Source organism: Aquabacterium sp., assembly GCF_036279675.1.
GTDB lineage: Bacteria > Pseudomonadota > Gammaproteobacteria > Burkholderiales > Burkholderiaceae_C > Aquabacterium.
In genome coordinates, this window is record NZ_DASUIS010000134.1 from 1 (window position 1) to 11,965 (window position 11,965).

The following is an 11,965-nucleotide window of genomic DNA, read 5'->3' on the forward strand; positions in this document are numbered from 1 at the left end:
CCTGCCCCGCACGCAACTGCTGGCGGCGCTCAACCAGGCAGAAGCCACGCTGGCCACCAGCGATGACATCTCGGTGCCCACGCGCACCGTGTGGCTGCCCTTGTCATGGGATGACAGCGCCACGCGCCTGGCCATCGAAAAGTACATGCAGTCGGTGCGCCCCGACGCCCCCTGGTGCCCCAGCAACATCGAGTTCATCCGCCGCATCAACGGGCTGGACAGCATCGAAGACGTCAAGCGCATCGTCTTTGACGCGAGCTACCTCGTGATGGGCCTGGGCGATGTCTACCTGGGTGCCCCGGTGGCCACGCCGCTGGACCCACGCCACCGCCTGGTCACCACCAAGTACAACCCCGCCCGCACCTGGACGCCCGAGAACGCCGTGGGCATTGGCGGCGCCTACATGTGCGTCTATGGCATGGAAGGCCCTGGCGGCTACCAGTTCGTGGGCCGCACCGTGCAGATGTGGAACCGCTGGCGCGACACCCGACACGGGGCGGCCGACTTCGAAGCCGGCAAGCCTTGGCTGCTGCGCTTCTTTGATCAGATTCGCTTCTACCCGGTCAGCGAGGCCGAACTGGCCCAGATGCGCCGCGACTTCCCGGCCGGCCGCATGAAGCTGAAGATCGAAGAAGGCCACTTCAGCCTGCGTGACTATCAGCGCTTCCTGAACGACGAGGCCGCCAGCATCACGGCCTTCAAGCAGGCCCAGCAAGCCGCCTTCGATGCCGAACGCGAGCGCTGGAAGGCCTCCGGGCAGGACGGCAGCCTCAGCGAGCCCGATCAAGCACCCGCGCGCGACGCCGATGCGCTGCCGGAAGGTGCCACCGCCGTCGGCAGCCCCGTCCCGGGCAGCGTGTGGCAGGTGCTCGTCAAGGAAGGTGACGAGGTACAGGAAGGCCAGACGCTCGCCGTGGTTGAATCCATGAAGATGGAGTTCCCGGTGTTGGCGCCCGCTGCAGGCAAGGTACTGCAGGTGCGATGCCAGGAAGGCAGTGGCGTGTCGGCAGGCCAGAGCGTGGTGGTGCTGGCCTGAGGGCCATGCAGGGTGTGAATCAGGCCAGGTCAGCCCGCCACTTGCCCGGGCTGACACCGAACCAGCGTACGCAGGCCCGGTTGAAGGCGCTCTGCTCGGAATAGCCCAGGCGCTGGCTGATGTCCGCCAGCGGTACACCGCCGGTCAGGTACTGGCGCGCCAGGCGCTGGCGGACGGCATCCACGGCCGCTGTCAGCGTGGTGCCCGCTGTGCTGGCCTGAGCACGAAACTGCCTGGGCTCCAGCGACATGGCCTGCGCCACGCTCTCCAGTGTCAGCACGCCATCAGACAGGCAAGCCTCGATGGCTCGGTCCATGCGCACGATGAACTGCTCGCCACGGGCGTAGCGCTCGATGCGGCGCTGCATCTCCTCGCGCATGAGCCGACAGACGTCGGGGTTGGACGCGGCCAGGCGATGGCCCAACAACTGGCGGTCAATGTGCACCGCGTTGCGCCCCCGCTCGAACAGCACCGGGCAATGGAAAAAGGCCTCGTAACGCGCCTGCGGTGCGTCTGCGACGTGTGCGAACTCGATGCAAAGCGGATGAGACACATTGCCCGTGATCCAGCGCCCGAACTCGATCCAACCCGCCAAGGCGGCCTCGATCTGCAAAGGCAGGCTGGCCCACGATCCTTGCGCCTGCAGGGTCACCACAGCCTCATCGCCCTCCTCGCTCAATTCACATTGTGCAAAGCCCAGGCGATAGGGCTCGAACTGGCAAAGCAGCTTGATGGCATCGCCCAGGGTACCGCTGCTCATGCTGGCATAGGCCAGCACATCCAGCGCCACGGGGGTGACGGCCCCTCCGAGTTGCAGGCTCAAGGGCATGCCATCGGATCGGTCTTGCGCACGAACGGCTTCCTGCAACACGTCATCCACCACATCCAGTGCCACCCGGCTGCCGGGATCTGCCAGTTCGGGCAGCACGACGCCCTTGCTCGCGGCCAGATCCGACAGGTCCATGCCCAAGCTTGACGTCGCGTCAAGCAGGTATCGCAGATAAAAACCAGCAGCAGTCAACAAGGTACAGCCCAGGGCCAGAAAGTGAAGGTGATGTCAAAACCGCTTGTCAGCCGCGTCAAGACGCCACACCAGCCCCGACTTTACGCTCAAGCCCAGTCAAACCAACAAGCAAGGTGACATCGTGACGCTTCCCACCTCCGAGGCCTACCAGCAATTCTCCCAACAAGGCGACCCGCTCGCCGATGCCGTGATCTCTGCGCTCATGCAAGGCGGGCGGCGCGGTGGCGACCTGCTCGGTCAGGTCCAGCAACTGGCCAGCCAGGAAGGTGGCATTTACAGGACCTTCATCGAGCAGATCAACCACGTACCCAGCTGGGCCGACACGCAGGCCATGCGCAAAGGCCAGGAGCTCTTCCTGCGTTGCGCACCGTTGTCCATCGCCTCCTTCGTGCTGGGCAGCCTGCTGGTGACCTACACGCCACCCGGCTCGGCCAAGGTGTTGCTGCACACCGGCCGCCTGCGCCAGGACGTGGTCAGGCGCCTGTTCGAGACCTCCACCATGGTCCACGCCGTGATGCAACCCGGCGCGCTCGAAGTGGGTGCGCCTGGCCACCAGGCCATCATCCGTGTGCGCCTGTTGCATGCCATGGTGCGCTACCACGTGATGACGCGTGCGCAATGGCCTAGCGACGAGTTGGGCAGCCCCATCAACCAGCAGCAGATGGGCCTCACCTCACTGGGCTTCAGCTCCCTGCTGATCAACAGCATGCGCAGCCTGGGCGTGGTCATTCCGGAGGATGAAGCGCGCAGCTACCAGTTGCTGTGGCGCTATGGCAATTACCTGCAAGGCGTGAACCTCTCGCTGCTGCCAGACACGCTCGAAGACGAAGCGCACCTGTACGAACTCTTCCAGCGCACGCTGATGACACCCGATGACAACAGCCGCACCCTGGTGGCGGCCGTGCACCAGGGCCTGGCATGGCAATCACCCTTCTTCCTGCCGCAAGGTGCCCTGGAAGCCATATCCAGAAGACTGCTGGGCAGCAAGCTGGCCGACAAACTGGCCATCCGACGCCATCCCTTGTGGGCCATGGTGATCGCCGTGGTGGCGGGCTTGCACAAGGCCACGGCCCTGCGCTATCGCATCCCGGGCTGGCGTGACATGGAAGTGCGTGCAGGCACGCGCTACTTCACATACCTGGTCAACAAGGGTCTCAAAGGCAACCCAGCTGACTACGCCCTGAAAACCTCGACCTGAGGCTCAGAACGAGTAGCCCACACCAAACTCGGCGGACAGCTCGCCGTCCTTCTCCTTCGAGTCGAAGGGGAAGGAGCGGCGATACAGGACCTCATACTTCAAGGCAATGTGGTTGGTCAGCTTGTTGCGCAAGGCCAGCCCCATGGTCCGAAAGGTCTCACGGCGGCTTTGCTCCTGCACCCCATTGAACTTGATCGACAGCTGATCGGTGATGTCCCAATTGGCCTTCACACTGGTCGTGTAAAGCACTTCGCTCACGTTGTCACCGTCTTCGGCATGGGCCACACGGTAGCCTGAACCCATTTCGGCGCTCGCCGTCCAGCTGCCGTCGCCCCCAAACTTGCGCCCCACCCCGGCCCGCAAGGCTTGCGCCGACTGGTAGTAGCCGAAGCGGTTGTGCCGCACGCGTGGTGATACGTAGGCGTAGTAAGGCGATCCATCGAAAAACTGTTTGAACTTGACGTTCGCATCGTATCGATCCCGGTTGATCGACTGAGGGCTGTCAGCCTCCTTGATGTACTCGCGATCGAAGCGCAGTTCCCCATCGAGTTCACGCTGTGGCATCAGGTAGGCCACATCTGCGGCCAGCGTCAGGCGACGGCTGACGTATTCCGACTTGTTGTAGCTGTATTGGCCATCGACGTCACCCTTGAAGGTGTCGTCGAGCACCTCCTCAGCCTGCGCACATCCTGCCAACAGCACCAAGGTCAGGGCCCATACCCGACGCCTGTCACCTTTCTCGCTCATATCCCGCAACTCAGCTTGTCAAAACAAGTGCGCATCATGCCTGCAGACCGAGGCCCCGCCAGCGCCCGACTGGCCCGATGCCGAACCACATCGATGGAGGCGCAAGGCGACGATGGCTGGAACCAGACTTCAATCGCACCTGATTGACCAGAGTCAAACGCAAGATTGAATCCACCACGAACACTACCGGTAGCGTTTCGCAAACAAGCAAAACACTACATCTAGTAGGAGCCCTGCATGAATGACAGCTCGCTCGCACAAGCGGAGACCTTGGCAGTCGCCGTGATCAAGCGCAACGGTACAACCGCCAGCTTCAAGCTCGACAAGATCACACGCGCCATTGAGTGCGCAGGCAAAGCCACCGGTGAGTTCGACGCTTCACGTGCGGTCGAACTCGCCCGGCAGGTGCGTCAGGCCTTGCAGCGACGCGTCCCCACCGTGGAGCAGATTCAGGATCAGGTCGAGCGCGTTCTGATGAACGCGGGGCACTACGACACCGCACGCGCCTATATCGTCTACCGCGAGCAGCGCAGCCAGTTGCGAGCAGACAAGGCCTGCGCCGTGGACGTCGAACGCTCGGTCAACGAATACCTTTCCCAGCAAGACTGGCGCGTCAATGCCAACGCCAACCAGGGTTATTCGCTCGGCGGCCTGATCCTCAACGTCTCGGGCAAGGTGATCGCCAACTACTGGCTGGCGCACGTGTACCCGCCTGAAATCGGTCAGGCCCATCGAGAGGCTGATCTCCACATCCATGATCTGGACATGCTCTCGGGCTATTGCGCAGGTTGGTCCTTGCGTACCTTGCTGCACGAAGGCCTCAACGGTGTGCCAGGCAAGGTGGAGGCTGGCCCGCCCAAGCACCTCTCCAGCGCAGTGGGCCAGATCGTCAATTTCCTGGGCACGCTGCAAAACGAATGGGCTGGTGCGCAGGCCTTCAGCTCCTTCGACACCTATCTGGCCCCCTACATCCGCAAGGATGGCCTCAGCTACGAACAGGTACGCCAGTGCATCCAGGAGCTGGTCTACAACCTCAACGTGCCCTCGCGCTGGGGCACACAGACACCGTTCACCAACCTGACTTTTGACTGGACCTGCCCGGAAGATCTGCGTGAGCAGGTCCCGGTCATCGCCGGACGGGAGATGCCCTTTGCCTACGGCGATCTGCAAGCCGAGATGGACCTGATCAACCAGGCCTACATCGACGTGATGATGCGTGGCGACGCCAAGGGCCGCGCCTTCACCTTCCCCATCCCTACCTACAACATCACCAAGGACTTCGACTGGGAACACCCCAATACCGAGCGTCTCTTCGAGATGACGGCCAAATACGGCCTGCCCTATTTCCAGAACTTTCTGAACTCGGATCTGCAGCCCAACATGATCCGCTCGATGTGCTGTCGGCTCCAGCTGGATTTGCGCGAGTTGCTCAAGCGTGGCAACGGCTTGTTCGGTTCAGCCGAGCAAACAGGCTCGCTCGGCGTGGTGACCCTCAACTGTGCGCGGCTGGGTTACCTCTACAAGGGCGACGAAGCCGCCCTGCTGGCCCGTACCGACGAGCTGATCGAACTGGGCAAGACCAGTCTGGAAATCAAGCGCAAGGTCATCCAGCAGCACATGGATAACGGCTTGTTCCCCTATACCAAACGCTACCTGGGGACCTTGCGCAACCACTTCTCCACGCTGGGTGTCAATGGCATCAACGAGATGATCCGCAACTTCACCAATGACCAGGAGGACATCACCTCCGCATGGGGTGAAGCCTTCGCCTTGCGCTTTCTCGATCACATCCGTGCCCGCATCACCGACATCCAGGAGGAGACCGGCCACCTCTACAACCTGGAGGCCACACCAGCGGAGGGCACCACCTACCGCTTCGCCAAGGAAGACCTCAAGCGCTTTGACGACATCCTGCAAGCCGGCCCCAGCGACATGCCCTACTACACGAACTCGTCGCAACTGCCCGTGGGTTTCTGCGATGACCCGTTCGAAGCCCTGGAGCGACAAGAGGCCTTGCAAGCCAAGTACACAGGGGGTACCGTATTGCATCTGTATCTGGGCGAACGCGTGTCGTCGCCACAGGCTTGCAAGGAACTGGTCAAACGTGCTCTGACACGGTTTCGCCTGCCGTACATCACGATCACGCCCACATTTTCGATCTGCCCTGTTCACGGCTACTTGTCCGGCGAACACGAGTTCTGCCCCATGTGCGACGAAGAAGCTCTGGCGCGCAAGCGACCACAGCGCCACACCGGCGGCCCATGCTGCACATCACATTGAGTTCACGCGCTCTCGCCACCCGCTCACACAGGAGTCACGCCTCATGAACACCCTCCGCCATCCATCACAAGCTCACCCTGTTCTCACTGAAGGAGAACGCCAGCGCTGCGAGATCTGGACACGCGTCATGGGCTACCACCGCCCGGTCTCCTCCTTCAACACTGGCAAGAAGGGGGAGTTTGCGGAACGCGTCTACTTCAAGGAACCCGACGAACAACATCTCGCCACCAGCCCTGCCGAGCAGGCATGCGTGTGAACCCATGTTGAAAGTCGGCGGGTTCACGCCTCTCAGCACCACCGACTGGCCTGGCCAACTCGCCGCGGTGGTCTTCGTGCAAGGCTGTCCCTGGCGCTGTCACTACTGCCACAACGCGGAACTGCAAACACGTGAAGGCGGCCTGCCAGGTGGCTGGCTTCAGGTCCTGGGCACCCTGGCAAGGCGGCAAGGCTTGCTTGACGGCGTCGTGTTCAGCGGCGGAGAACCCACGCTCGACCCGGACTTGCCCGATGCGATCCAGACCGTGCGTGGCATGGGCTTCAAGGTGGGGCTGCATACGGCAGGCGTCTACCCGGAACGATTGGCCTCCGTTCTGCCATTTGTCGACTGGATCGGTTTCGACGTCAAGACTGACTTCGCCCGCTACGAAGACGTCACAGCCATACCTCGAAGCGGCGTACCTGCCTGGCGCAGTCTGCAGGGCGTTCTGGAAGCGGTGAAGCAACAAGGGCTGGCGCTGGAAGTACGCACGACCTGGCACCCACAACTCCACAACGACGACAGCATGGTCGACCTCGCCCGCACGCTGGTCCACCTGGGCATATCCGAATGGGTCTTGCAGCCCTTCCAGGATGCCCATGTCCAGACAGCCCGACATGACGAGCTCCGTGAGACCTGGTCTGCGCCGTCATCGGCGCTGTTGCAACGTCTGCGCGATACCGGCGTGGCGCTGGCCGTACGCTGAGGCCTCTCGAGCGAGTTGCCGCCGGCCTCGACCGATGCGCTTCCTGCGCTGATCACGGCCTCGTCGGACTTGCAGGACCAGGTCGTTCAGAACAAGTGGCATTGACCCGGCATATCAGGCGCACTGAGCCAGACCGTGCGCATCACGAATGTGAATGTGCCGACGGTCCACCTCGATCAAGCCTTGCGCCTGCAGATCATGCAGGATGCGAGAGAAGTGCTCCGGTGTCACGGACAGCAGAGAGGCGATCGTGCCCTTGCTGGCAGGCAAGGACACCGTCAGGTCCTTGTCGGCTTCGTGAACATCGCCGACAACCGGCGAATGCAGGAGGTAATCCACCACGCGTTTGACACCCGAATGAAGCGTCACAGCCTCGATGTCCTTGACCAGGCTGTTCATCCGTCTGGCCACACCCTTCAGCAGGCGGATTGCCAATCCTGCGTTGTGCTCGATCTCGTTGACCAGCACATCTCTTGGCACCACCAGCAACTGCACATCCATCAACACGCTGGCATTCACGCTGTGAGCGCCCTCGCTGAACATCAGCGCCTCGGACACACATCCGCCCGCACCGATGACTTCGATGACCTTCTCCTGACCACTGGGGGCCTTGGCATACAGCTTGATCATGCCGTCAATGACGAAGTACAAGCCCTCGCACACCTGCCCGGCATGGAACATCTCCTGCCCTCGCGACAAGCGTCTGACGCTGGACGCAGAAGCGATACGCGCCAGTTCCGGCGCCGACATGTCCTTGAACAAGGCCTGGCCGCCCAGGTAGGACACCACGTTCAGTCTGCGCGAACCCATCATATTGCTCCTCGAATTCCCATGAATCTGAGTTCATTCTGGGCATCCGCAATAGGCATGGATTTGACAAGGCGCAAATATGGCCAACAGATCAGGTAGGGTAATGGAGCTAAGCATTTCGGACGACAGGCATGGCGCCCGTTTGACGCCTCAGCGCCCCTGGTACCAGGAGGCATCCACCTCGTTGAAGATGGACCCGTTGTCCGGATCGACATCCTGGTAGGGGCCTGTCCCGCTGTGCTCGGCATGAGAAGCGGGCACAAAGCGGCCGGACCTGACGTCAAACACGTGCACCTCGCCCTCTTCGATGACATAGTGCCAGCCATGTAGCGAAATCTGGCGTTTCTCCACGCGTTGCCGCACCATGGGGTAGTCCATCAGACGCTCCAGCTGCAACACGACAGAGCGCTGTTCGGTGCGCCGCAACGCCTCCTCCGACACTTGTACAGGCAAGGCAGCCTCACGGGCCAGATCCAGCCAGGCCTGGAGGTTCTTGGCCTCAGGCGAAACTTCTTCATACAAGGCCTTCATGGCGCCGCAGTGTGAATGCCCGCACACGATGATATGGCTCACATGCAGATTGAGAACGGCGTACTCGATGGCCGCTGCGGTGCCATGCAGCCCGTGCAAGCCGTTATAAGGTGGCACCAGCGCACCGACATTGCGCACGATGAAAAGCTCCCCCGGACCCGTGCCAGTGAGCATGTAGGGCACGAGGCGGGAATCCGAGCATCCCACGAAGAGGATCGTGGGGTGCTGCCCCTGCTCCACCAGGCTCTGGAACTTGTCCTTGTAGTCGGGGAAGAAGTCCCTGTGGAAGCGCCTCAGGCGCTCCAGTAAATGGTCATCCATGGATGATCACTGCATCAATGGTGATGCCGCGGCTTCCAGGTCGACGCCTTGCACATCCCACCGAGAAGCCAGCACCCGCATGGTCTGGCGCAAGGCCGTGATCCACGCCTGCTGGCGCAAGGCCTGCGCCACCGCCTGGCTGACCACTTCATACGGCTGCAGCTGGCCCGGCTGGCGCGCCAGCACCTCCACAACGTGCAGACCAAAACGGCTGTGCACAAGGCGAGGCAACACCCCCACATGGGCCTGCACCTCATCCTGCGCAAACAGCTCCTTGGCAAACTCGGGCGCGCAATCGGATGCGCTCAGCCAACCCAGATCGCCGCCCTTCTCCCCCGTTGGGCAATTGGACAGTTCACGGGCCGAATCGGCAAAGCGCCTGGGATCGGCTCGCACATCCAGCAAGGCTTGTTCGGCACGCAAGCGCAGGGCCTGCACGTCCACGCCGGGCGTGACCGCAAACAAGATGTGACGGGCCTGCACCTTCTCGCCGATCGCGTACTGCGAAGCATGCGCCGCATGGTAGCGACGGCAGGCGGCCTCGTCAGGCTCAGGCACCTTCACCTGCTCCAGCAGGTAGCGGTCAATGGCCTCGGCCGCGGCCTCCGAGATGACGCCGTCCTCGGGAGGAGCGTCATCCGCAGGCAGCAGGCCTGAGGCCATCGCGGCTTGCCGCAACAACTCCAGGCTGGCTCTCTGGCGCTTCTCGGTATCGTTCAGGGCTTCGGCATCTTCAGCCAGAACGACCGCCCCGACCCTGAGCACAACAGGCATGGCGACGTGGTCATGTGACATGGTGTGATCTCCTGTTGTGCATCACAAGCCGATGCGACGACTGCGCACCACCTGCCAGGGACGAACCAGATAGCCCACTGAAGCAAAGCCACTCCAGGCATGAACCAGACGCGTGAACGGGAAGATCGCAAACAGGGTCATGCCCATGAACATGTGCACCTTGAAGACCATGGACACATCGGCGATGAAAGCCGGGGCATTGCCCTGGAAGGTCACCAGATGCTGCGCCCAGGCCATGAGCTTGAGCATCGTCGCACCATCGCTGTGCTCGATGGACAAGGGCACGGTGGACAAGCCCAGCAGCAAGGTGGCCAGGATCCAGAACAGGACCAGAAAGTCGCGACCACGAGAGGTGGCACGCACACGGTCATTGCTCAGGCGACGATGGATCAACAGGATCAGCCCGATCAAGCCGATGCTGCCCAGGGTTCCCCCGGCGATCACGGCCAGCATCTGCTTTTGCGAAGCCGTCACGCCCAGGGCATGGATGATCTCTGGCGGGGTCAGCATGCCGAAAAAGTGTCCGAAGAACAGCCCGATGATGCCCAGGTGAAACAGGTTGGACCCGATACGCAAGGTGCCCATGGACAGCATCTGACTGGATTCGCTGCGCCACGTGTACTGCTCGCGATCGAAACGCGCCAGGCTGCCCAGCAGAAACAGCGCGCCACAGATATACGGGTAGATGCCAAAAATGAATTGATGAGAGAGGCTCATGCTGATGCTCCTCGTTGTGGGGCCGATGCGCTACGGCGCACGATCTGAATGGGTTGCGGCTGATCAGGGCTTTGCTGTCCTTTGGCGCTGCAACCGGCGAAGGCCTCCGGTTCGGCCCAACTGGCGTCCATGTCCTCGTCCTCCGGTACCGCGACCGTCTCGACAGGCTGATGACCGATCTCCAGCACCGCTGCCAGCACATGGGCATACAAGCTGCGACGCTTGATCAGCGCTGTATGCAAGGCGTTGAGAATGTGGGCGATCTCGCCGATGAAGTCACGCATCTGCGCCGCAGGCAATGTGGAAATGAACTCCAGCACCACAGGCAAGTAGTCCGGCAACTCGCCCCCGACCTTGGCGGGATCCAGCAACATGCCGGCTTGCTCGTAGGTCTTGACCAGGTCGATCATCGCGGGGCCACGGTCACGCGAATCACCGTGAACGTGCTCGAACAGATGCAGCGACGTGGCGCGACCACGGTCAAACAGATCGACATAGGCCTCCTCGACTTCCATGACCTCCTGGTCGACCAGAGAGCCGAGCAACATGCTCAGGCCGCGCAGTCGGCTGTCGCCCACGGCTGCTTCGTTGAGCAGAACCTGCTGCAAGTCCGGGACCGTGTCACGCAGGGCTGCATCCGGGTAGCTCAGCAGCCTGGCCAGAGCGCGCAGGCTGTACACCGGCGTGGCACCGGCTTTCAATGTGATGAGGGCGCTCATGCTCAGATCTCCGACTTGATGGGAATGGTGCGCTTCTTCTTGGCACCAAACAGGCTGGCATCGGTGACGCCATCCGAACAGCCGTTGCCGAAGGTGAAGCCGCAGCCGCCCTTCATGTCAAAGGTGTTTTCCGCGTACTCGCGGTGCGCAGACGGAATCACGAAACGATCTTCGTAGTTGGCGATCGCCATCACGTGGTACATGTCTTCCACCGTGTGCTTGTCAAGGCCAACCTGATCCAGCACGCGCTTGTTCTCGATGCCATCCACGTGCTTGCCGCGCATATAGCCACGCATGGCCAGCATGCGCTCCAGCGCACGGGTCACGGGCATGGTGTCGCCAGCCGTCAGCAGGTTGGCCAGGTACTTGACGGGGATGCGCAGCTGGTTGACGTCCGGGATCTCGCCATTGATGCCCAGGTTGCCGGTATTGGCGGCAGCCTGAATGGGCGACAGCGGTGGCACGTACCAGACCATGGGCAGCGTGCGGTACTCGGGGTGCAATGGCAGCGCCACCTTCCAGTCCACGGCCATCTTGTAGACCGGGCTGTTGCGTGCGGCAACCAGCCAGGCTTCAGGAATGCCGTCCTGGCGGGCCTGCTCGATCACCTTGGGATCGGTGGGATCCAGGAACAGATCAAGCTGCGCCTGGTACAGATCGCGGTCATGCGCCACGCTGGCAGCAGCCTGGATCTGATCAGCGTCATACAGCAGCACGCCCAGATAGCGGATGCGGCCCACACAGGTCTCGGAGCAGACCGTCGGCTGGCCTGCTTCAATGCGCGGGTAGCAGAAGATGCACTTCTCGGCCTTGCCGGACTGCCAG

13 protein-coding genes are annotated in these 11,965 nt (G+C 62.1%); 5 read left to right on the forward strand and 8 right to left on the reverse strand.

All coding sequences use genetic code 11. From position 1 onward, the window contains the following. On the forward strand, positions 1–1,036 hold a 1,036-nt coding region (locus tag VFW93_RS15385), incomplete at its 5' end, for a carboxyltransferase domain-containing protein (protein WP_329694846.1). 19 nt (positions 1,037–1,055) lie between these two features. On the opposite strand, the gene VFW93_RS15390 is transcribed toward VFW93_RS15385, so the two are convergent. Continuing rightward, positions 1,056–2,000, reverse strand: a complete 945-nt coding sequence (locus VFW93_RS15390) for an AraC family transcriptional regulator (protein WP_329694847.1) — start codon at positions 1,998–2,000, stop codon at positions 1,056–1,058. Positions 2,001–2,181: 181 nt separating this feature from the next. On the opposite strand from VFW93_RS15390, the gene VFW93_RS15395 reads away from it, so the two are divergent. Beyond that, positions 2,182–3,258, forward strand: coding sequence for an oxygenase MpaB family protein (locus VFW93_RS15395; RefSeq protein WP_329694848.1), 1,077 nt, complete (start codon positions 2,182–2,184; stop codon positions 3,256–3,258). Between the two features lie 3 nt (positions 3,259–3,261). Here the strand turns inward: VFW93_RS15395 and VFW93_RS15400 are convergent, their stop codons facing one another. Then, entirely contained in the window at positions 3,262–4,005 is a 744-nt protein-coding gene (locus VFW93_RS15400; protein ID WP_329694849.1) for a DUF481 domain-containing protein, read from the reverse strand. Positions 4,006–4,242: 237 nt separating this feature from the next. Here VFW93_RS15400 and VFW93_RS15405 point away from each other — a divergent pair, with 237 nt between their 5' ends. From VFW93_RS15405 to VFW93_RS15415, 3 genes are read left to right on the forward strand one after another with little or no spacing between them, the layout of a single operon-like run. Further along, positions 4,243–6,285 (forward strand): ribonucleoside triphosphate reductase, encoded by a 2,043-nt coding sequence (locus VFW93_RS15405; RefSeq protein WP_329694850.1) that lies wholly within the window; start codon positions 4,243–4,245, stop codon positions 6,283–6,285. A gap of 43 nt (positions 6,286–6,328) precedes the next feature. Then, positions 6,329–6,541 carry an anaerobic ribonucleoside-triphosphate reductase gene (nrdD, locus tag VFW93_RS15410; RefSeq protein WP_329694851.1) on the forward strand — a complete coding sequence of 71 codons (213 nt, stop codon included), beginning with the start codon at positions 6,329–6,331 and terminating at the stop codon, positions 6,539–6,541. A 4-nt stretch (positions 6,542–6,545) separates the two neighbouring features. Next, positions 6,546–7,247: an anaerobic ribonucleoside-triphosphate reductase activating protein gene (locus tag VFW93_RS15415; protein WP_329694852.1), complete on the forward strand. Its 702-nt coding sequence runs from the start codon at positions 6,546–6,548 to the stop codon at positions 7,245–7,247. Positions 7,248–7,361: 114 nt separating this feature from the next. On the opposite strand, the gene VFW93_RS15420 is transcribed toward VFW93_RS15415, so the two are convergent. The 6 genes from VFW93_RS15420 to VFW93_RS15445 form a co-directional block, all read right to left on the reverse strand. After that, positions 7,362–8,057, reverse strand: coding sequence for a Crp/Fnr family transcriptional regulator (locus VFW93_RS15420; RefSeq protein ID WP_329694853.1), 696 nt, complete (start codon positions 8,055–8,057; stop codon positions 7,362–7,364). A gap of 150 nt (positions 8,058–8,207) precedes the next feature. Continuing rightward, complete coding sequence (locus VFW93_RS15425) at positions 8,208–8,909, reverse strand: carbonic anhydrase (protein WP_329694854.1); 702 nt, start codon at positions 8,907–8,909, stop codon at positions 8,208–8,210. Positions 8,910–8,915: 6 nt separating this feature from the next. Beyond that, positions 8,916–9,704, reverse strand: a complete 789-nt coding sequence (locus tag VFW93_RS15430) for a peptidylprolyl isomerase (protein WP_329694855.1) — start codon at positions 9,702–9,704, stop codon at positions 8,916–8,918. Positions 9,705–9,725: 21 nt separating this feature from the next. After that, a complete protein-coding gene (narI, locus tag VFW93_RS15435; protein ID WP_329694856.1) occupies positions 9,726–10,421 on the reverse strand; it encodes a respiratory nitrate reductase subunit gamma in 696 nt (231 codons plus the stop codon). After that, the gene (gene narJ / locus VFW93_RS15440) at positions 10,418–11,140 is read right to left on the reverse strand and encodes a nitrate reductase molybdenum cofactor assembly chaperone (protein WP_329694857.1); all 723 of its coding nucleotides are present in this window, start codon (positions 11,138–11,140) and stop codon (positions 10,418–10,420) included. The genes narI and narJ overlap by 4 nt, the downstream gene beginning before the upstream one ends. A 2-nt stretch (positions 11,141–11,142) precedes the next feature. Next, a partial coding sequence (locus VFW93_RS15445; RefSeq protein ID WP_329694858.1) for a 4Fe-4S dicluster domain-containing protein occupies positions 11,143–11,965 on the reverse strand: 823 nt, incomplete at its 5' end.